The organism is Bacteroides sp. 90-K9/2 (genome assembly GCF_047310725.1).
In the GTDB taxonomy this organism is placed as follows: domain Bacteria; phylum Bacteroidota; class Bacteroidia; order Bacteroidales; family Bacteroidaceae; genus Bacteroides; species Bacteroides vicugnae.
On sequence record NZ_JBCGVL010000001.1, the window covers coordinates 1,918,339 to 1,939,799 of the forward strand.

Annotated in this window: 16 protein-coding genes; 15 read left to right on the forward strand and 1 reads right to left on the reverse strand. The window is 44.1% G+C overall.

Annotation, left to right across the window (positions count from 1 at the left end):
* Nucleotides 1-12 precede the first annotated feature (12 nt).
* From AAHJ11_RS07155 to AAHJ11_RS07195, 9 genes are read left to right on the forward strand one after another with little or no spacing between them, the layout of a single operon-like run.
* On the forward strand, nt 13-648 hold the full coding sequence (locus AAHJ11_RS07155) for a LolA family protein (protein WP_148366512.1): 636 nt from the start codon (nt 13-15) through the stop codon (nt 646-648).
* On the forward strand, nt 623-1,201 hold the full coding sequence (locus AAHJ11_RS07160; RefSeq protein ID WP_320975287.1) for a hypothetical protein: 579 nt from the start codon (nt 623-625) through the stop codon (nt 1,199-1,201). Before AAHJ11_RS07155 ends, AAHJ11_RS07160 begins: the two co-directional genes overlap by 26 nt.
* Before the next feature lie 3 nt (nt 1,202-1,204).
* The gene (locus AAHJ11_RS07165; RefSeq protein ID WP_320975288.1) at nt 1,205-1,669 is read left to right on the forward strand and encodes a 3-hydroxylacyl-ACP dehydratase; all 465 of its coding nucleotides are present in this window, start codon (nt 1,205-1,207) and stop codon (nt 1,667-1,669) included.
* Nucleotides 1,666-2,856, forward strand: a complete 1,191-nt coding sequence (locus tag AAHJ11_RS07170) for a DUF2062 domain-containing protein (RefSeq protein ID WP_320975289.1) — start codon at nt 1,666-1,668, stop codon at nt 2,854-2,856. The genes AAHJ11_RS07165 and AAHJ11_RS07170 overlap by 4 nt, the downstream gene beginning before the upstream one ends.
* A complete protein-coding gene (locus AAHJ11_RS07175; RefSeq protein ID WP_320975290.1) occupies nt 2,853-6,710 on the forward strand; it encodes a 1-acyl-sn-glycerol-3-phosphate acyltransferase in 3,858 nt (1,285 codons plus the stop codon). The genes AAHJ11_RS07170 and AAHJ11_RS07175 overlap by 4 nt, the downstream gene beginning before the upstream one ends.
* Before the next feature lies 1 nt (nt 6,711).
* On the forward strand, nt 6,712-8,202 hold the full coding sequence (locus AAHJ11_RS07180) for a phytoene desaturase family protein (protein ID WP_297284719.1): 1,491 nt from the start codon (nt 6,712-6,714) through the stop codon (nt 8,200-8,202).
* Nucleotides 8,195-9,931: a C45 family autoproteolytic acyltransferase/hydolase gene (locus AAHJ11_RS07185; RefSeq protein WP_148366518.1), complete on the forward strand. Its 1,737-nt coding sequence runs from the start codon at nt 8,195-8,197 to the stop codon at nt 9,929-9,931. The genes AAHJ11_RS07180 and AAHJ11_RS07185 overlap by 8 nt, the downstream gene beginning before the upstream one ends.
* A complete protein-coding gene (locus tag AAHJ11_RS07190; RefSeq protein ID WP_004324722.1) occupies nt 9,915-11,210 on the forward strand; it encodes a phenylacetate--CoA ligase family protein in 1,296 nt (431 codons plus the stop codon). The genes AAHJ11_RS07185 and AAHJ11_RS07190 overlap by 17 nt, the downstream gene beginning before the upstream one ends.
* A 56-nt stretch (nt 11,211-11,266) precedes the next feature.
* The gene (locus tag AAHJ11_RS07195; protein WP_413579235.1) at nt 11,267-11,836 is read left to right on the forward strand and encodes a hypothetical protein; all 570 of its coding nucleotides are present in this window, start codon (nt 11,267-11,269) and stop codon (nt 11,834-11,836) included.
* A gap of 339 nt (nt 11,837-12,175) precedes the next feature.
* Here AAHJ11_RS07195 and AAHJ11_RS07200 read toward each other — a convergent pair whose 3' ends face one another.
* Nucleotides 12,176-13,036: a phosphodiester glycosidase family protein gene (locus tag AAHJ11_RS07200; protein WP_148366520.1), complete on the reverse strand. Its 861-nt coding sequence runs from the start codon at nt 13,034-13,036 to the stop codon at nt 12,176-12,178.
* Between the two features lie 360 nt (nt 13,037-13,396).
* Between AAHJ11_RS07200 and recJ the strand changes: the two genes are divergently transcribed.
* The 6 genes from recJ to AAHJ11_RS07230 all read left to right on the forward strand — a co-directional run bounded on the left by recJ (nt 13,397) and on the right by AAHJ11_RS07230 (nt 21,412).
* A complete protein-coding gene (recJ, locus tag AAHJ11_RS07205; RefSeq protein ID WP_008650492.1) occupies nt 13,397-15,115 on the forward strand; it encodes a single-stranded-DNA-specific exonuclease RecJ in 1,719 nt (572 codons plus the stop codon).
* On the forward strand, nt 15,108-17,018 hold the full coding sequence (locus tag AAHJ11_RS07210; protein WP_148366521.1) for an ATP-dependent DNA helicase RecQ: 1,911 nt from the start codon (nt 15,108-15,110) through the stop codon (nt 17,016-17,018). Before recJ ends, AAHJ11_RS07210 begins: the two co-directional genes overlap by 8 nt.
* A gap of 38 nt (nt 17,019-17,056) precedes the next feature.
* Nucleotides 17,057-18,019 carry a tetratricopeptide repeat protein gene (locus tag AAHJ11_RS07215; RefSeq protein ID WP_148366522.1) on the forward strand — a complete coding sequence of 321 codons (963 nt, stop codon included), beginning with the start codon at nt 17,057-17,059 and terminating at the stop codon, nt 18,017-18,019.
* A gap of 40 nt (nt 18,020-18,059) precedes the next feature.
* Nucleotides 18,060-19,076 (forward strand): virulence RhuM family protein, encoded by a 1,017-nt coding sequence (locus AAHJ11_RS07220; protein ID WP_148366523.1) that lies wholly within the window; start codon nt 18,060-18,062, stop codon nt 19,074-19,076.
* A gap of 334 nt (nt 19,077-19,410) precedes the next feature.
* Nucleotides 19,411-20,259, forward strand: coding sequence for a prephenate dehydratase (locus AAHJ11_RS07225; RefSeq protein WP_320978560.1), 849 nt, complete (start codon nt 19,411-19,413; stop codon nt 20,257-20,259).
* A complete protein-coding gene (locus AAHJ11_RS07230; protein ID WP_320975292.1) occupies nt 20,234-21,412 on the forward strand; it encodes a pyridoxal phosphate-dependent aminotransferase in 1,179 nt (392 codons plus the stop codon). Before AAHJ11_RS07225 ends, AAHJ11_RS07230 begins: the two co-directional genes overlap by 26 nt.
* Nucleotides 21,413-21,461: the final 49 nt, after the last annotated feature.

The window sequence follows — 21,461 nt, forward strand, 5'->3', positions numbered from 1 at the left end:
ATAAAAAAAGGTATGAGAACTTTATTAATATATTTATCGCTTATCTTCTTGTCTATAGCCTCTATCCATGCCCAGAGCATGAAAAAGATGCCACAAAAGACAGAGTTTGAAAGCCGCCTGGCAAAGGAGGCGCAAACCGTAGAGTCCATCGAAAGCGATTTCACCCAAGTGAAATATCTCGATGTATTCGATGAGAAGGTTACTTCCAAAGGGAAGTTCTACTACCAAAAAAGCAATAAAATCTGCATGGAATATTTCCGCCCGATGGATTATCTCATCGTGATAAACGGCAGTAAGCTCAAAATCGTTTCAGATGGCAAGAAAAGCATCATGAACCTTAGTTCGAACAAAATGATGGCACAGATGCAGGATATGCTGACCGCGTGTATGATAGGCGACCTGTCTAAAATGTCGTCCAACTACCAGCTGGAGTATTTTGAAGATGCACGATACTATCTGGTTAAAATAAAACCGACCAACAAAGCAGTACAAGCCTATATTGCCGGTATAGAAATCTATCTGGACAAGAAAGACATGTCGGTACACAAACTCCGTCTGTCCGAAACAGCCACAAACTATACAGAATACGAATTCTATAATAAAAAGTTCAACTCCCTGAAGAATGAGACGAAGTTTGCGATTCGTTAGTCTGACGGTTCTGCTATTCTTATGGATACAGATCCAGACTTCCTGCTCTCCACGAATGGGCGGGGAAGGCAGCACCGTGCCTCCCGCTATCGAACTGACACAAGGAGAAAGCTCGCAAAAATACAATATCCAACTGGATTTCATGAAACATCACATGAGCGGTATGCTAATAGTACGCCGTATGCCTGATAACGAAATCCGGATCGTAGCGTCTACCTACTTCGGACTAAGCCTTTTCGATTTTTCTCTTCGCAACGATCAGTTTACTGTCAACAGTTGCATTGAACCCATGAAAAAGGAAAAGGTGCTGCAACTTCTGGAAATGGATTTCAGACGTCTGTTCTTAAGTGAGAAAGGTACTCGTGTGAAAGCGACCAAAGACAGTGCTACTGAAAAAAGGACCAGTGGAAAAGGCTTTGGAAAGTCAGTGCTCTATATCACCGGAAATACTCCGGGTGACCCCACACAAGTAAAAATCAAACATCCGTGGATACGGTTAATAATCTGTCTGGATAAACTGTCCAACCCGGATAAACTACCTAAAGAGATTTAATATATGCTACTTGATAACTTCTATACCATCCTTTCCTCCGAATCATCGGACTCAACTATCTGGACTATCCAGATAGAGTTGAATCCCAAACACCCTATTTACCAGGGACATTTTCCCGGGCATCCGGTAGTTCCCGGAGTTTGCCTGTTACAACTTATCAAGGAATGTGTAGAAGACATTCGCCAGCAAAAATTGCAAATAGCACAAGTGTCTTCCTGCAAGTTTCTTTCGGCTATCAATCCTATAGAAACACCGCACATTTCGGTGGCACTGACTTTTAAAGAGATAGAAGAAGGTACACTTCAATTGCAGGCGGAGGGAAGTGTAAAAGAAGGAGCTGTGAAAGAGAACATTGTAAAAGAAAGCAGTATAAAGGACAGCAGTATAGAAGAGAACTGTGCAGAAGGGCATACCGTAAAGAGCGAATGTTTCATTAAACTAAAAGCTGCACTTACCCCGAAAGCATGAAGGAACAAATAAGTACAGCCTATTGGCACGAGAAGTTGAAACAATTAGGGATCATCGTTATCATCCCAAGTTACAACAATGGAAAGACACTGGCGGACGTCATAGAAAGTGTACGTTTCTACGCCCCCGATATCCTTGTTGTCAACGACGGTTCTACAGATGAAACTGCCGGAATACTTAGCCGGGAATCTAACTTACATACCATCACCCACCCTGTCAATCAAGGAAAAGGAGTAGCTTTGAGACATGGACTATCCTTTGCCAAAAAGCAAGGATTTCGGTATGCAATCACCATTGATTCTGACGGACAGCATTTCGCTTCGGATATTCCCGCATTGATCGAAGCCATAGAAAAAGAACCGGACACATTATTGGTAGGTGCCCGTAACCTCGCCTCGGACAATATGCCGGGAAAGAATACATTTGCCAATAAGTTTTCCAACTTCTGGTTTACCCTCGAAACAGGTATCAAACTGCAAGATACACAATCCGGCTACCGCCTGTACCCCATCCAACGAATGAATGTAGACAAGTGGTATTACACCGCCAAATACGAATTTGAGTTGGAAGCACTTGTCTTTGCAGCCTGGGGCGGCATTACCGTTAAAAACATTCCGGTACATGTTTATTATCCGCCACAGGAAGAGCGGGTTTCTCATTTCCGACCGTTCCGTGATTTCACCCGTATCAGTATCCTGAATACAATATTGGTACTCGTCACTTTCCTTTGGATCATCCCCCGAAACTTCTTCCGTAAACTGAACTGGAAGAACTGCAAGCAGTTTTTCTCGGATCATGTCACCCACTCCCCCGAATCTAATCTGCGGATCACGGCTGCCATCACACTCGGCGTATTCATGGGTATCGTTCCGGTATGGGGATATCAAATGCTAATCACGTTATTTCTGGCACATTTGTTCAGACTGAATAAAGTCATAGCTATTGTAGCAGCCAATATCAGCATCCCTCCTATGATTCCATTTTTGCTGTACGGCAGTTACGTAACCGGTTGCAAAGTGCTGGGAGATCCTGTCAATCTGCATTTAAACGAACTTTCTTTTGAAAATGTAAAATCAGTCATAGAGCAATATTTAATAGGAAGTGTTATCTTTGCAGTCGTATGCAGCATACTGGCAGGAACCATCGCGTTCATTCTGCTCACGGCGTGTAGGAAAAAAAAGATATGACCCAGTTTTTTATCGGACTATATGATTATTTCGAGAGGCACAAGATTCTGTTCTATTTGTCACTCATCAGTTGTGTCCTGTTAATGGGATTCTTTGCCCTGCAAGTAAGGTTCGAAGAGAACATCACACAATTTTTCCCCGACACTAAAGATTCCCAGAACACAATCAAAGTGTTCGACAATCTCAAGATTAAGGATAAGATTATCATTATGTTATCCTCGGCAGATACCTGCCACCGCGTAGAACCCGACTCCCTGATAGAAGCAGCCGGACAACTACAACAAACCCTGACTGAAAAAGCCGGAGGAAAACTGATTAAAGGAATTTTCGCACAGGTAGACCAAAGCCTCATCCAAGGAGCCACAGACTTCGTTTATGAACATCTTCCGCTTTTCCTGACAGATACGGACTATCAACGCTTCGATTCCTTACTGACGGATAAAGGGATACAAGCTACCATGCAGAAGAATTATACCAACCTCCTCTCTCCTGCCGGAATTGCATTAAGAAGCTATATTCTCCGGGATCCGCTCGGACTGGGAAGTGAAGCCCTGAAACATTTGCAAGATTTCCAGTTGGAAGCCAACTACGAGATTTATGACGAACATATCTTCTCCAAAGACGGTTCCACCTTACTTATGTTCATTACCCCGGTATTCAGTACAGGAAGTACCGGAAAGAACGACGAACTGATAAAGATACTCGAAGAAGAGCTCAAGCACGTACAGGGAGAATCTCCTACCATTCGAGCTGAATATTTCGGCGGTCCCTCCGTGGGAGTCTACAACGCCCGTCAGATTAAGAAAGATACCATCCTGACTTCCTCCCTGGCACTGCTTATCATCATTGTATTTATCTCACTCGTTTTTAAACGAAAGAGATCGATACCGTTGATTATTACTCCGGTACTGTTCGGAGGATTATTCGCCCTGTTTCTCATTTTCTTTATTAAAGGAAGTATCTCCGCCATTGCAGTGGGAGCCGGTTCGGCAGTGATGGGTATTGCACTAAGCTATTCCATTCACATGCTGGCACATCAGAACCATGTTTCCACCGTGCAACAACTTATTAAAGAGATAGCCTATCCGCTTACGGTAGGTAGTTTCACCACCATCGGCGCATTTCTGGGATTGATATTCACCAGTTCCGATCTGTTACGCGACTTCGGTTTGTTTGCCTCTCTGGCATTGGTGGGCACTACCCTCTTCTGCCTCATTTACCTGCCTCATTTTCTGAAAGGACAGGCAGACGTCAAACAGGGACGCATACTACGCGTCATCGAGAAAATAAATGCTTATTCTTACGAAAAGAATAAATGGCTGGTAGGCGGCATCCTACTCATTACAGTGATCTGTTTGTTTACTTCGCAAAAGGTAGGCTTCAACAACGATATGATGAGTCTCAACTATGAGCCCCGCCATCTCCAACAATCGGAAGAAAAATTACTGCAACTCTTCGACAACGATGAAAAGACCGTGCTTTTTGTCAGTGTGGGCAAAGACATGAATCAGGCTACCGAAACTTATGCAACGACCAATCAGAAGTTATCGGCACTGAAAGAGCAGGGACTCATCAAAGAGTATGCCTCCGCCTCACAGTTTCTGATCTCTCCGCAAGAGCAGCAGAAACGCCTGAAGAAATGGAAAGATTACTGGACGGATGAAAAACAGCAACAAGTCCGTGAACAGCTGGAAACAGCTGCTGCCGAATATCGTTTCCGTCTGGGAAGCTTTGATTCTTTTTATCAATGGATGAACCAACCTTTCGGTGAATATCATTACACCGCGCAAGGAGACGATTTATCCGGCAAGCTATTGAATGAATGGCAAACCTCTGCCGATTCCATCACCATGCTTATCAGCCAGATACGGATCAGCGAACCGAATAAGGAAACTGTGTACCAGAACTTTAATAAAGATCCGAATGTAGTCATCTTCGACCGTTCCTACTTTGCCAACAAATGGGTATCGGCCATCAATGACGACTTTTACCTGATTCTGTACATCTCTTCTTTCCTGATATTCTTTGCACTATGGTTCTCCTACGGACGTATCGAGCTTACCTTGATGAGTTTTCTCCCGATGCTAATCAGCTGGGTAATCATCTTGGGATTAATGGGAATTCTGGGAATTGAGTTCAATATTATCAACATCATCCTGTCCACCTTTATCTTTGGCATTGGAGATGACTTCAGTATCTTCATTATGGACGGGCTACAAAACAAATACCGTACAGGTCAGAAGGTGTTGAATTCCCATAAAACGGCTATCTTCTTCTCCGCCTTCACCACAGTGGTCGGTATGGGAGCACTTGTGTTTGCCAAACACCCGGCTTTGCAATCCATTTCACTGATTTCCATTCTGGGTATGATAGCAGTGGTATTGGTGGCCTATACCATTCAGCCACTCATTTTCCGGTTCTTCATCGCAGGCCCCGCTTCCAAAGGATTGCCGCCTTATACGCTTATCGGATTGATACGTACCGTATTGCTCTTCCTGCTTTTCTTTATCGGCTGCATCGTCCTCCGTATATTGATTATCCTGCTTTATCCGGTGCCTGTGCGCAAAAGCAGCAAGCAGCGTTTGGTATGCCGCCTGATACAAATCACCTGCAAAGGAATTTTGCTACTGGCCACTGCCGTCAAAAAAGAACATATCAACAAAGCCAACGAACGCTTCCGCCATCCGGCAATTATCATTGCCAACCACCAGTCGTTCATCGACATTCTGGTATTGCTGTCTCTTTCGTCTAAAATCCTGATGGTAACCAACCATTGGGTATGGCACTCTCCTTTCTTCGGAGCCATCATTCGTTATGTCGACTTCTATTATATAGGCGAAGGATACGAGCAATATATGGAACGGATGCGGAAAAAAGTGAAGGAGGGCTACTCCATCGCCATTTTCCCGGAAGGCACACGTACCTATAACGGAAAGATGAAACGTTTCCACAAAGGAGCATTCTATCTGGCAGAAGCATTGAAACTGGATATTCTCCCGATCCTGCTTTACGGTAATAACAAAATCATTGCCAAAGCACAACCTTTCAATATCCGGAAAGGAATCATCTATACGGAAATACTTCCCCGTATACCATTAGACGATCTGTCTTTCGGAAGTACTTATCAGGAGCGTACCAAACGCATATCCGCTTACATGAAAGAGGTTTATGCCCGTATCTGCCGTGAACAGAACACGACGGACAATCCGGCGTTCTACGAAGCTCTTATCCAGAACTATATCTATAAAGGTCCCGTCGTAGAATGGTATATCCGTATCAAAGTAAAAATGGAAAAGAATTACCGGCTATTCAACCGGTTGATTCCCGTCCAAGGGCAAATCACAGACATCGGTTGCGGATTCGGCCCGTTATGCTATATGCTGTCTCTGCTTTCCGAGGACCGGGAAATCCTGGGTATTGATTACGATGAAGACAAGATAGCGCTGGCGCAGCACGGATGGTTACGCAACGAGCATCTCCAGTTCAAGCATGGCAATGCATTGGAATATCCCCTGCCGGAAAGTGATGTCTTTATCCTGAACGACATGCTTCACTATATGAGCTACGAACATCAACAAACCCTATTGTTGAAATGTGCCGGTCGCTTACGTTCAGAAGGAATGATTATCATACGCGACGGAAATTCAGCCAACGCTTCCAAGCACCGGTTAACCCGGTTCACGGAATTACTATCCACCCGTATTTTCAACTTTAACCGGACGGTCGGAGAATTACACTTCACCACCGAAACTCAACTACGGGAAATAGCAGTCGCCTGTGGAATGGATGTCGAAATCATTCCTAATGACAAATATACATCGAACACTATTTACATATTCAGAAAACCGGACTAGTATGAGCAAATATGATATCATCATTATCGGCAGTGGCCTTGGCGGACTGGAATGCGGAGCGATTCTTAGCAAAGAGGGATTCAACGTATGCATAGTAGAAAAAAATGCGCAATTCGGTGGATGCTTCCAGACTTACCAACGAAAAGGGCATTTGTTGGATACGGGTATTCATTATGTAGGAAGCCTGGATGAGGGTCAAGTGATGAACCAGTATTTCCGCTATTTCGGTATCATGGACAAGCTGAAAATTAAACGCTTGGACGATGCTGCTTTTGATACGATCTACTATAAAGGAAAAACATACGATTATGCAATGGGATACCCGCAGTTTATTGAAACCATCTGCCGGTCCTTCCCGCATGAGAAAGAAAACTTGAAATGCTATGCCGAACAGCTTCAGGCTGTCGGAAACCTGATTAGCGTAGACCATCTGAAACAAGGCACACTCGCTTTAGAGGGTATGAAATACTTTTGTACCTCTGCCGCCCACCTGATTGCGGATATCACTCCGGACCCCGCCTTACGAAATGTACTGGCAGGTTCAGCTTTACTCTACGGAGGTTTGAAAGATGTATCCACTTTCTACCAGCATGCCATGATTAACCACTCTTATATTGAAGGCGCCTACCGTTTTGTAGACGGAAGTATGCAAGTCAGTCTGGAGCTAATCAATGTAATCCGGGCAAACGGAGGGACCGTGCTCAATAACAGTGAAGCCACCCGCATCATCGTTGAAAACGAAAAGGTACAGGGGGTTATCATCAATGGAGAAGAGCGACTGGAAAGCGACTTCGTCATCTCCAATATGCATCCCCAACGGACATTGGAGATACTGGATAAAAACCGTAGCATCAAGAATGCCTATATTTCCCGCATCCGTTCGTTGGAAAATACCTACGGTATCTTTACGCTCTATCTGGTAATGAAGAAGAAAAGCACTCCCTATCAGAACCGTAACCTGTATCTGCATGGGAACAATAAAGTGTGGTATGACAAACTGCTCTATCCGGGACGGACCACCAACTGTATGATTTCCATGCAAGCGTCTTCCGAGGACAGTCAATATGCCAGTGTCATTTCCATCCTGACACCGATGTATATGGATGAACTGTCTGCCTGGAAGGACACGACTCCCGAACATCGGGGAGAAAGCTACCAATCCTTCAAAAAGGAGAAAGCAGAACAGATTCTCCGCTTCATCCGAGGACATGGCATTGATCTTTCAGAAAACATAGAAGAGATGTATACCACTACTCCATTAAGCTATCGGGACTATACAGGAACAGTGGATGGTTCCGCGTATGGGATTATCAAAGATTATAAATGTCCGCAAATTGGCTTCGTATCTACAAGAAGCCGCTTGGGAAATCTCTTTCTCACCGGGCAAAACCTGAATGTGCATGGTGCATTAGGGGTAACACTAACTGCCATGCTGACTTGTGCGGAGTTTGTAGGACAAGAATATCTGGCTAAAAAAGTAGGAAATGCATAGAATAGTCAAAAAAACAATCAAGTACGCAGGTTACATTTTCTTGTTACTCATCATCGGATTGATAGTCGGCATCAGCTACCTCTACTTTTCTGCGGATATGATGCAACCCAAGCATGAGCCCATGATACCCTTGAGGGAAATGCCTTATGCAGACACTATCATCATGGCTCCGGCAGAGGTTATCTACAACGACACTCTTGACCTCCGGTTTTATGCCGACAACTTCCTGCGTCACAGCGAAAGCGGGCTGTGGGAATTGTTCGTTAGAGGGGATGCTCTTGAAAGGGGGGATGCCATCGGCAAACTGTCTGCCGATCTGCTCCATCATCAGGAGAAAGTATTTATCGACCAGATTCGCGAAATTATTCCTTCGGACAGTTATCTGAAATTTCTGCGGTTCTTCATTGTACTATTCAACCGTAATCTGGGTGCGAATGTCCCTGAAGAATATCGAGAAGAGATTTATGGAATATCGCAATCGTGTACCCATGAATACGATTTTATCGGCACTCCTTACGAACGCCAATTAAATTATCATTCGGCACATGATCTGGGACATGCCATGCAAGATTATATGTTAGTGGGATGCAGTTCATTCGCTGTTTGGGGAACACAAAGTGCAGATTCATCCCTGCTCATCGGACGTAATTTTGATTTCTACGTAGGAGATGCTTTTGCAGAAAACAAGCAAGTTGCTTTCTATGCACCGGAGAAGGGCTATAAGTTTGCTTCCGTCGGATGGCCCGGCATGATAGGTGTACTGTCCGGTATGAATGAAGCAGGGCTCACCGTCACGATTAATGCAGCAAAATCCGCTGTCCCCACAGGCTCCGCCACCCCTATTTCCATCCTGACCAGAGAAATCCTGCAATACGCATCAACGATTGAAGAAGCCTTTGCCATCGCCGAAAAGCGGAAAACATTCGTCTCCGAATCTATATTGATAGGTTCTGCCAAAGACGGAAAAGCCGCCATTATCGAGAAATCGCCCGAGAAGACCGTACTTTTCACCGGTAAAGAGCCCGACCGCCTCATCTGCACCAATCACTATCAATCGGAAGCATTCAGCGAGGACGAACGGAATCTCGAGAATATCCGTACTTCCGACAGCCCTTATCGTTTTGCCCGATTGGAGGAACTCATCAACGAGAATCAGCCTCTGGACACCAAGGCAGCCGCCTCTATCCTGCGCAATCGCAAAGGTCTGCAAGATATCGATTTGGGACTGGCCAACGAAATGGCTGTCAACCAGTTTATAGCCCATCACTCCGTTATCTTCCAACCGGAAAAGCGGTTGATGTGGGTTTCCACCTCTCCTTGGCAATGTGGAAAGTATGTAGCTTACGACTTGAACAAGGTATTCAAAGACTACATCCTGCTGAAACAAGAAATATTCATCCCGGAATTAACTATTCCGGCAGATAAATTCATCGACACACCGGAGTTCCAGCATCTTCTCACTTATAAGAAACTGACTCCGCTTTTATTGAAGAAAATCAGAAAAAAGGAAAAGATAGAGGAATCTGTTTTAAAAACATACCAAGCCTCCAATCCTTCCTTATACTATGTATATGAAGTAATAGGAGATTACTACGAGGCCATGCAACAACCTCACCAAGCTATTGCATACTGGCAACAGGCATTGAAGAGACCTATTCCCAAGTTGCAAGAGAAAGAACGTATCCAGCAAAAAATTCAAAAACAATCCAAAGATGGAAAAGAATCCTGAAATTCAGTTCCGCTCACCGGAAGATATCAAAAGCTATCAGGAAGAACAGTTAGCCAAAGCGTTAGCCTACCTGCAAGCACATTCCAAGTTCTATCAACAGATGTTTGCCGAACATCACATTGATATCAATCAAATAAAGACGATTGAAGACTTGCAACAGATTCCCGTCACTACCAAGACGGACTTGCAACTCCATAACGATGATTTCATCTGCGTAGACAAAGAGGAAATTATCGACTATGTGACGACTTCGGGCACATTGGGAGATCCGGTCACTTTCGTTCTCACCTCTGAAGACCTGGACCGTCTCTCTTACAACGAATACCTATCTTTCACCACCACCGGATGCACCAAGCAGGATATTCTTCAATTGATGACTACCATCGACCGCCGTTTCATGGCAGGCTTGGCTTATTATATGGGAGCCCGCGAACTGGGTATGGGAGTGATCCGTGTAGGCAACGGCATCCCGGAACTGCAATGGGACACGATTCGACGGATACATCCGACTTGTGGAATGGTGGTCCCCTCTTTCCTTATCAAACTGATAGAGTTTGCCGAGAAGAATCATATCGACCATAATACCTGTTCCATGCAGAAGTGCATCTGTATCGGAGAAGCATTGCGCAATCAGGAATTCCAGTTGAATACGCTCGGACAGAAGATACACGATAAATGGCCTGCCTTGCAGTTGTATTCCACTTATGCCTCCACCGAAATGCAGTCGTCCTTTACCGAGTGTAATGAATTCCACGGAGGACATTTGCAACCGGAACTTATCATTGTAGAGTTTCTGGATGATAATAATCGTCCTGTGGAAGAGGGAGAAGCAGGGGAAGTAACGATCACGACGCTCGGAGTCAAAGGGATGCCGTTGCTCCGTTTCAAAACAGGCGATATTTGCTACCACCACACCGAGCCCTGTGGTTGCGGGAGAAATACCATCCGCCTAAGCTCCATCCTCGGCCGGAAAGGACAAATGATTAAATACAAAGGAACAACGTTATATCCGCCTGCATTATTCGACATTCTGGATAATATACCTTCGGTAAAAAACTATATCATTGAAGTTTATACCAATGAATTGGGAACGGATGAGATTCTGATTCGTATCGGAAGCGAGAACCGTAGCGAAGCCTTTGCCAAAGAGATTAAAGATCTGTTCCGTTCGAAAGTCAGAGTGGCGCCAAGCATCAATTTTGAATCGGCAGAGTACATTGCCAAGATACAAATGCCTCCGATGAGTCGAAAAACGATAAAATTCATTGATTTACGATAATTATTTTCTACTTTTGGAAGTTAGTAACCAACTATATCACTTTAACATTAACGTATATGAAAAAACTTATTCTATTCTTATTCTTGAGCACGAGTCTGTTCTGTTTCGGACAAGGCAAGAGTGCATTAAAAGACATTCAGTCTATTAAGTTCTATGGGGTAGACTACTCCCAAGTGAAGATTTTCGGTGCAGATGAATCACCGGTACAATTCAAAGATGCTTTCAGACGCATCAATGAGCTGTTCATCACAGAAGCTAAGAAGTATAACGTAGGAAAACAATTGAAAAAAGAAGTGACAGAGATCCCACTGGATGCCGTTAATCAGGTGAACGAAAACATCGACCTGGCCGAGCTAATGACCGCTAAAAGAGAATATACTCTTAGTAAAGAGCAAATCAAAGCAGCCATCAACGCATTGCCTATCCAGAAAACACCCGGAGTAGGTATGGTGTTTATCGCACAGTTCCTGGACAAATCAAACAATAGAGGTACGTATGAAGTCGTATTCTTCAATACCGAAACAAAGGAGATCATTGAAAAATGGATCACCGACGGCAAGGCACGTGGTTTCGGATTGCGCAACTATTGGGCAGGCTCTATCTATAGCGCACTCAAGAAACTATAAACAATAAAAATACAAGTATGAGGTTATATGGAGTAGGTATTAGATTCGGATTTGAATTCTAAGTCTGTTTGCAATACAGATAAATTTCTTGCCCTACTATTGCTTTTCACTAATTAATTTTGTATCTTTAGTAATTTTCATCCTTTTGGAGATAGCTAGTCACCTTATAGAATGATAAATGTCACCTTATAAGGTGACATTCGTCTTTTTACAAAGTGCCCATTGTCCCGTTACAACGGGACGACTACCCGACTGCACAAAAAGTCACTAGTTTCTGCACTGAAAAGTCTTAATCTATGCACTGAAAGACCTTAAATACAATGAAGAATAATGGAAACGTTATTGATGCGTTATATAAAGAATATTAGGAACTTTCCGTTCTCCGGCATGGTCAAACCGCCCATTGTCACAAGGATAATTAACGACTCCATTATCCGATGCACCGGACAACCAAAGAGTAGTAGATCCACCTCCATCCAAATTTAATGCATCCTCACCTCCTAAAACCCGGATCAGATGTGCCAATTCCGGGATATTCACTCCTCCTGCTTGTTCAGGAAAACGTCCGTCTACCGTTATCAACAGTATTTTTCCATCCTTAGTAGTAGCAACAGCACTGCGAGGATGCTTGTTTCGGATAAAATTCGCATTACAGGAGCTCCAGTCGCAAACCTGTCCGTCTTTCAACATTAACGGACCGGAAGCTAATACTGTACCCGTTTCTTCCTTATATTCCTTTTCTATCTGCCTGTTCCAGAGAATTAACTTCATTTTTCCCTTATGTAGATGTATGGCTCCAGTAACACGCCATTTAGATTCACTCAAAGTGGTCGTATCAACGACCTGGTCACCAACTTTCAGAAAACAAACCGAATTTCCCCGCTTCATATCAAAGTAAGAACCATTAATGGCTGCAATGGCATGATGTTCAGAAGCAATCCGACTCGTCTCCTTCATTTCACCCGAAACCGCTACATCAACTTTCAAGCCTGCGCCGGGATCAACTTCTATTAGACTAACAGACTGGGGTCCCTGATACAATCGGGGGATAGAAGCATACTTATGAATAAGTCCTTTTTGAGGACTTTCCACCTTCCATTGGGCAGAGACAATTGCCAGTGAATCCGATACTGTTTGCCCTTTTATTATTCCGATAGAGCATAAAATCAAGATAGCAATTAACAGGTTTCTTTTTATCATAGACAGAGAAATGAATCATTTAAGCCGCTAAAGCTAGTCAATAATCAACATTCATCCAAAGATTCCCGTACTTTTCCACTCTCTCACTCCATTTTCTCTATCGGTCCTTCTCTACTATCCAGATAATCAATATCCTCCGACGACTTCCGATACAGAATGACCAGTAGCCCCTTAAGCCAACTTGTGGCAGCTTCTTACTTTTAATATGGTGGCGTTTTTCCTGTCTTCGTTTTCTATGGTCTTGAAATATTTTCGTCTTATCTACTATACACTTCCGCTTTTTTTCGTACTTTTACCCCTTGTTGGAAAGAAGTGCCTTTCCGACCCTTGAGAAAAGAAAAAGAAAAAACAATATATAAAATGAATCACAAATGGAATTATCGACCCATTACACCCGAACAGGCAGAGACAAGCCAGACATTGGCCCAGGAACTAGGGATTAGCCCGATACTTGGACAACTTTTGGTGCAGCGGGGAATTACGAAGGCAGCAGATGCCAAGAAGTTTTTCCGCCCGCAATTGCCCGACCTGCATGATCCGTTCCTGATGAAGGATATGGATATTGCAGTGGAACGTCTGAACAGGGCGATGGGAAAGAAAGAACGTATTCTAATTTATGGAGATTATGACGTAGACGGTACTACTGCCGTAGCATTGGTCTACAAGTTTATTCAACAGTTCTATTCGAACCTTGATTATTACATACCCGACCGATACAATGAAGGGTATGGCATTTCTAAAAAAGGAGTGGACTATGCCGCAGAAACCGGTGTAGGACTGATTATTGTACTCGATTGTGGAATTAAAGCAGTAGAAGAAATCACTTATGCCAAAGAGAAAGGGATTGATTTCATCATCTGCGATCATCATGTACCGGATGATGTGCTTCCGCCTGCCGTAGCTATTCTGAATGCCAAACGCCTGGACAATACGTATCCGTACACTCACCTTTCCGGTTGTGGAGTCGGTTTCAAGTTTATGCAGGCATTCGCTATCAGTAACGGTATCGAGTTCCACCACCTGATTCCTTTGCTGGATATTGTAGCTGTGAGTATTGCATCGGACATCGTTCCGATTATGGGTGAAAACCGTATCCTCGCCTACCACGGTCTGAAGCAACTGAATAGTAACCCGAGCATTGGTATGAAGGCTATTATCGACGTATGCGGACTTTCTGAAAAGGAAATCACCGTCAGCGATATTGTGTTTAAAATCGGACCGCGCATCAATGCGTCGGGTCGTATCCAGAACGGAAAAGAAGCCGTAGACCTGCTGACGGAAAAAGATTTCTCGGTAGCGCTTGAGAAAGCCGGACAAATCAACCAGTACAACGAAACCCGGAAAGACCTCGACAAGAGTATGACGGAAGAGGCAAACAACATCGTTGCCAATCTGGAAGGATTAGCGGATCGCCGCTCCATCGTGCTCTACAACGAAGAATGGCACAAAGGCGTGATCGGCATCGTAGCTTCCCGTCTGACAGAAGTGTACTACCGCCCTGCCGTGGTACTGACCCGGACGGATGATATGGCAACAGGTTCCGCACGTTCAGTTTCCGGCTTCGATGTATATAAAGCAATCGAGCATTGCCGCGACCTGCTGGAAAACTTCGGGGGACATACATACGCCGCCGGACTGTCGATGAAAGTGGAAAACGTGAATGCCTTTACCAAACGGTTCGAAGAATACGTTTCACAGCATATCTTGCCGGAACAAACCAGTGCTGTGATCGAAATTGATGCTGAAATTGATTTCAGGGATATTTCGTCAAAGTTCTTCAACGACCTGAAAAAGTTTAATCCTTTCGGTCCTGATAACACGAAACCTATTTTCTGCACTCACCATGTCTATGACTACGGAACAAGTAAAGTGGTGGGACGCGATCAGGAACATATCAAACTCGAACTGGTCGATAATAAATCGAATAATGTAATGAACGGTATCGCGTTCGGACAGAGCTCACACGTACGTTATATCAAAACGAAACGCTCGTTCGACATCTGTTACACCATTGAAGAAAACACGCACAAGCGTGGTGAAGTACAACTTCAAATCGAGGATATAAAGCCGATTGAATAAGTATCAGGAGATATTAAAACAATATTGGGGATATGACTCCTTCCGCGACTTGCAGGAGGAGATCATCACCAGTATCGGCGAAGGCAAAGATACACTGGGACTTATGCCGACCGGAGGCGGTAAGTCCATCACTTTTCAAGTGCCTGCTCTCGCCCAGGAAGGGATTTGCATTGTCATTACTCCTCTCATCGCCCTGATGAAAGATCAGGTGCAAAACCTGCGTAAACGCGGCATCAAGGCGCTTGCCGTCTATTCAGGCATGACACGGCAGGAGATTCTCACTGCTCTTGAAAATTGCATCTTCGGTAATTATAAATTCCTCTATATTTCTCCGGAACGTCTGGACACGGACATATTCCGTGCCAAACTGCGATCAATGAAAGTCTCCATGATTACGGTTGACGAAAGTCACTGTATCTCACAATGGGGATATGACTTCCGCCCTGCTTACCTGAAAATTGCCGAAATACGGACATTGCTACCGAGAATTCCGGTACTGGCACTTACAGCCACCGCCACTCCGGAAGTAGTGAAGGATATTCAAGCCCGTTTGGAGTTCCGTGAAGAGAATGTTTTCCGCATGAGTTTCGAACGGAAAAACCTGGCATATATCGTCCGGCAAACGGATAACAAAACTCAAGAGCTGTTGCATATCTTACGAAAGATACCCGGCAGTGCCATTATCTATGTCCGCAACAGACGACGCACCAAAGAAATCACCGAGTTACTGGTAAACGAAGATATTACCGCCGACTTCTATCACGCCGGACTGGATAATGCCGTAAAAGACCTCCGGCAAAAACGCTGGCAAAGCGGAGAAGTTCGTGTAATGGTAGCGACAAACGCCTTTGGAATGGGGATTGATAAACCCGACGTGCGCATCGTATTGCATCTCGATCTCCCCGACTCTCTCGAAGCTTACTTCCAGGAGGCCGGTCGTGCAGGAAGAGACGGTGAAAAAGCGTATGCTGTGATCTTATACACCAAAACGGACAGAACGACGCTGCACAGGCGCGTTGTGGATACTTTTCCCGACAAAGAGTATATTCTCAGTGTCTACGAACATCTGCAGTATTACTATCAGATGGCAATGGGCGACGGTTTCCAATGTGTCCGCGAATTTAATCTGGAAGAGTTTTGCCGGAAGTTCAAATACTTCCCGGTTCCGGTGGACAGTGCACTGAAAATACTGACTCAAGCCGGTTATCTGGAATATACGGACGAACAGGATAATGCCTCCCGTATTCTTTTCACGATTCGCCGGGACGAACTATACAAATTGCGGGAAATGGGAACAGAAGCCGAAGCACTGATACAGACGATTCTCCGCTCTTACACCGGAGTATTCACCGACTATGCCTATATCAGCGAAGCAACCCTGTCCATACGTACCGGACTGACCCGTGAACAAATTTACAATATACTGGTCACGCTTACCAAACGTCGCATCGTGGATTACATTCCGCACAAAAAGACACCTTATATTATATACACCCGCGAACGGCAGGAACTTCGTTTTGTGCATATTCCTCCTTCCGTCTACGAAGAACGCAAAGCCCGGTATGAAGCCCGCATCAAAGCGATGGAAGAGTATGTCACTTCGGAGAATGTGTGCCGGAGCCGGATGCTGCTCCGTTACTTCGGAGAGAAGAACGAGCACAACTGCGGACAATGCGATGTTTGTCTTAGTCACCGTGCAACTGGTGCCCTGACCGAGAATTCTTTCGATTTCGAGGAACTGAAAAAGAAAATATCAGAATTACTTACCCAGAAACCGCTGACACCGGTAGAAATAGCCGATAAGATAGAAGCGGAGAAAGAGAGCATCAGCGAAGTCATCCAATATTTATTGGAGGAAGGTGAATGGAAGATGCAGGATGGAATGATACATATTTCAAAATAAGTTACTACCTTTGCAAGGTAACTCAAAAATAACACACCATGCCGAACTTTTTTAAATCTTTCTTCTCCGGAAAGTCGGAAACTCCGGAAAGTGAAAAACAGAAAAACGATCAGAAAAATTTCGAGATCTTCAAATACGACGGTTTACGTGCGCAACGCATGGGACGTCCGGATTATGCAGTAAAATGTTTTATTGAAGCTCTTGCCATCAAGGAAGAGTTTGAAACAATGGGCTATCTTAGCCAACTCTATATCCAGATGGGGGAAACGGCAAAGGCCCGCGAATTATTGGAAAAGATGGCTGCTATGGAACCTGATGTCACAAGTACTTTCCTGACACTGGCCAATGTATGCTTCATCCAAGAAGATTATCAGGCAATGGAAGAAGCTGCCAATAAAGCGATTGCCATCGAAGAAGGAAATGCCGTGGCTCATTATCTGTTAGGGAAGGCCCGCAAGGGACAGGATGACGACCTGATGACTATTGCCCATCTCACCAAAGCAATCACTTTGAAAGATGATTTCATTGAAGCTCGCCTGTTACGCGCGGAAGCTTTGATGAACCTGAAACAGTATAAAGAAATGATGGAGGATATAGATGCTGTGCTCGCCCAGAATCCGGAAGAAGAGACTGCTATGCTCCTGCGCGGAAAAGTGAAAGAAGCAGACGGTAAGGACGAAGAGGCAGAAGAAGACTACAAACTGGTGACAGAAATAAATCCGTTCAACGAACAGGCGTACCTTTATTTAGGACAACTTTATATCAACCAGAAAAAACTGACGGAAGCTATCGGCCTGTTTGATGAAGCTATCGAGCTGAATCCGAACTTTGCAGAAGCCTACAAAGAACGTGGACGTGCTAAATTACTGAATGGTGATAAGGACGGTTCTGTAGAGGACATGAAGAAATCTCTGGAACTGAATCCGAAGGATGAAGCTAACCTGAACGGGGAATTCAAGAACCTGGGACCAAAGCCTGAAGCACTTCCCGGTATCTTTTGATTACGTCACAAGGAGAGTTAGCAGAAAATAGAATAAGATAATGGACAAACAAATACAATTCCTCATTTATAATACACCAACCGAACAAGTCAAAGTAGAGGTCGTGATTAAAGATGAAACACTTTGGCTGACACAGAAAGCGATGGCGGAGTTATTCGGTGTAGGAGTTCCTGCTATCAGCAAACATCTGAAAAATATATTTATAGAAGGGGAATTAAACGAAGAAGTGGTTGTTTCCAAAATGGAAATAACCACTACTCACGGTGCTTTAGCCAATAAGACACAAACAAAAGAGACACAATTCTACAACTTGGATGCTATTATCTCTGTAGGTTATCGTGTCAACTCATCCAAAGCTACCCAATTTCGTATTTGGGCAACAAAAATCTTAAAAGAATACATTCAAAAAGGATTTGTACTTGATGATGAACGTCTAAAGCAAGGTAATACAGTCTTTGGAAAAGATTATTTCAGAGAACTATTGGAACGTGTCCGCTCTATTCGAGCTAGTGAACGTCGCATCTGGCAACAAATCACAGATATCTATGCCGAATGTAGTACAGACTATGACCGGGAATCGCCAACAACACATGAGTTCTATGCCATGGTTCAAAATAAGTTTCATTTTGCCATTACAGGACAAACTGCCGCTGAAATCGTATATACAAAAGCAGATCATACCAAAGAACATATGGGGCTGACCACATGGAAAAACGCTCCAGACGGACGCATATTAAAATCGGATGTAACAACTGCTAAAAACTATCTGGCAGAAACAGAAATCAAACGTTTGGAACGGGCCGTGACCGGCTATTTCGATTATATAGAAGACTTGATAGAACGGGAAAATACTTTCACTATGAATGAGTTCGCTTCCAGCGTTAATGAATTTCTGGCTTTCCGTCGTTATCAAATCCTACCCGATAATGACAAAGGACATATTTCCCGTCAACAATCAGATACAAAAGCCAAAGCAGAATATGACGAATTCAACAAAACGCAGAAGATCATTTCTGATTTCGACCGTGAAATAAAACGGCTTCAAGGGAAGCAATAGAGAAGTATTAGAACTGTTTCCTAAGATGTTCCTATGACTTTTTCATCCTTTTTAAGCAAGAAAACAAAAAAAGTATCGTTTTTTGTTTGCATCTAACAGAAAATTATTACTTTTGCCCCAGAATTAAAAACCAAAGCAAAAAAATAAAGATTCGAATGAAATCATTTACTTATGCATATTACTTCTTTTTTTACTTTTACTTTAGCAACAAAGTAGAGCGGGAGTTTGTATGTATCAAGTGACAGTGATGCTTAAGGACTGAATAGAGAAATCAATCATATGAATCCCGCTCCAATATGGACGCGGGATTTTTTTATATAATATATTTAGAACAATGAAAAAGATAGCAATTCAAGGAACACTCGGCTCATATCATGATATCGCCGCACACAAGTACTTCGAGGGAGAAGAAATAGAGTTAATCTGTTGTGCCAACTTCGAAGACGTGTTTACTTCGATACGGAAAGACAGCCTGGTTATCGGAATGCTAGCCATCGAGAATACGATTGCGGGAAGTTTGTTGCACAACAATGAATTGTTGAGACAAAGCGGCACACAGATTATCGGTGAATACAAACTGCGCATCTCGCACAGCTTTGTCTGTCTCCCCGATGAGAACTGGGAAGATCTGACAGAAGTCAACTCCCACCCTATCGCCCTGATGCAGTGTCGCGAATTTCTGAATCAACATCCGCAGTTGAAAGTGGTGGAAGGTGAAGATACGGCCCGCAGCGCAGAAATCATCAAGAATGAAAATCTGAAAGGACACGCTGCCATCTGCTCCAAAGCAGCAGCTGAACGTTACGGCATGAAAGTCCTTCAGGAAGGTATTGAAACGAACAAGCACAACTTCACCCGTTTTTTGGTTGTTGCCGATCCCTGGCAAGTAGACGAACTCCGTCAACATCATGCCAATGCAACCAACAAGGCAAGTATCGTATTCACTCTTCCACACACGGAAGGCAGCCTGTCACAGGTTTTATCCATTCTATCGTTCTATAATATCAATCTGACCAAAATTCAATCGTTGCCTATCATCGGACGGGAATGGGAATACCAGTTTTACGTAGATGTAGCTTTCAACGATTATCTAAGATACAAGCAGTCTATTGCTGCAATCACTCCATTAACCAAAGAACTTAAATTATTAGGCGAATATGCAGAAGGAAAGTCAAACGTATAAAATCGCTCCTGCCGACAGATTGGCAAGTGTTAGCGAATACTACTTCTCAAAGAAGCTAAAAGAGGTAGCACAGATGAATGCAGAGGGAAAGGACGTTATCAGCCTCGGTATCGGAAGTCCTGATATGCCTCCCTCAAGGGAAACCATCGAAACATTGTGCAACAATGCTCATGATCCCAACGGACACGGTTATCAACCGTATGTAGGTATCCCCGAACTGCGCAAAGGCTTTGCTGCTTGGTATCAACGCTGGTATGGAGTGGAACTGAATCCGAATACGGAGATACAGCCTTTAATCGGCTCGAAAGAAGGAATTCTCCATGTTACGCTGGCATTCGTCAATCCGGGTGAGCAGGTGCTAGTCCCGAATCCGGGATACCCGACCTATACATCTTTGAGTAAAATACTCGGAGCGGAAGTTATCAACTACGACCTGAAAGAAGAGGATGGCTGGATGCCTGACTTCGAGGCACTGGAAAAAATGGATCTTAGTCGCGTAAAACTGATGTGGACCAATTATCCCAACATGCCGACGGGAGCCAATGCAACTCCGGAAATCTATGAACGTCTCGTTGATTTTGCCCGTCGCAAGAATATCGTAATTGTGAATGATAATCCATACAGCTTCATTCTGAACGAAAAGCCTATCAGTATCCTAAGTGTACCGGGAGCCAAAGCCTGTTGCATCGAGTTCAATTCTATGAGTAAGAGCCACAATATGCCGGGCTGGCGTATTGGTATGCTGGCATCGAATGCTGAATTCGTACAATGGATATTGAAGGTGAAAAGCAATATCGACAGCGGTATGTTCCGTGCCATGCAACTGGCTGCAGCTACCGCCCTTGAGGCTGAAACAGACTGGTATGAAGGTAATAATAAGAATTACCGCAACCGTCGTCATCTTGCCGGTGAGATCATGAAAGCATTGGGATGCACCTACGATGAGAAACAAGTAGGCATGTTCCTCTGGGGGAAGATTCCTGCTTCCTGCAAGGATGTAGAGGAACTGACAGAAAAGGTGCTGCATGAAGCAAGAGTGTTTATCACTCCGGGATTTATCTTCGGCAGTAACGGAGCAAGGTATATTCGTATCTCACTTTGTTGCAAGGACAATAAGCTGGCGGAAGCACTGGAAAGAATTAAAAGAATCTAACCTCTTCCAAAGAGAGGACGACAGCAAGATGAGACAGAATAAGTTCAAT

Coding starts and splice junctions, on each gene's coding strand:
- AAHJ11_RS07155 (WP_148366512.1), top strand. CDS start 13: ATGAGAACTTTATTAATATATTTATCGCTTATCTTCTTGTCTATAGCC.
- AAHJ11_RS07160 (WP_320975287.1), top strand. CDS start 623: ATGAGACGAAGTTTGCGATTCGTTAGTCTGACGGTTCTGCTATTCTTA.
- AAHJ11_RS07165 (WP_320975288.1), top strand. CDS start 1,205: ATGCTACTTGATAACTTCTATACCATCCTTTCCTCCGAATCATCGGAC.
- AAHJ11_RS07170 (WP_320975289.1), top strand. CDS start 1,666: ATGAAGGAACAAATAAGTACAGCCTATTGGCACGAGAAGTTGAAACAA.
- AAHJ11_RS07175 (WP_320975290.1), top strand. CDS start 2,853: ATGACCCAGTTTTTTATCGGACTATATGATTATTTCGAGAGGCACAAG.
- AAHJ11_RS07180 (WP_297284719.1), top strand. CDS start 6,712: ATGAGCAAATATGATATCATCATTATCGGCAGTGGCCTTGGCGGACTG.
- AAHJ11_RS07185 (WP_148366518.1), top strand. CDS start 8,195: ATGCATAGAATAGTCAAAAAAACAATCAAGTACGCAGGTTACATTTTC.
- AAHJ11_RS07190 (WP_004324722.1), top strand. CDS start 9,915: ATGGAAAAGAATCCTGAAATTCAGTTCCGCTCACCGGAAGATATCAAA.
- AAHJ11_RS07195 (WP_413579235.1), top strand. CDS start 11,267: ATGAAAAAACTTATTCTATTCTTATTCTTGAGCACGAGTCTGTTCTGT.
- AAHJ11_RS07200 (WP_148366520.1), bottom strand. CDS start 13,036: ATGATAAAAAGAAACCTGTTAATTGCTATCTTGATTTTATGCTCTATC.
- recJ (WP_008650492.1), top strand. CDS start 13,397: ATGAATCACAAATGGAATTATCGACCCATTACACCCGAACAGGCAGAG.
- AAHJ11_RS07215 (WP_148366522.1), top strand. CDS start 17,057: ATGCCGAACTTTTTTAAATCTTTCTTCTCCGGAAAGTCGGAAACTCCG.
- AAHJ11_RS07220 (WP_148366523.1), top strand. CDS start 18,060: ATGGACAAACAAATACAATTCCTCATTTATAATACACCAACCGAACAA.
- AAHJ11_RS07225 (WP_320978560.1), top strand. CDS start 19,411: ATGAAAAAGATAGCAATTCAAGGAACACTCGGCTCATATCATGATATC.
- AAHJ11_RS07230 (WP_320975292.1), top strand. CDS start 20,234: ATGCAGAAGGAAAGTCAAACGTATAAAATCGCTCCTGCCGACAGATTG.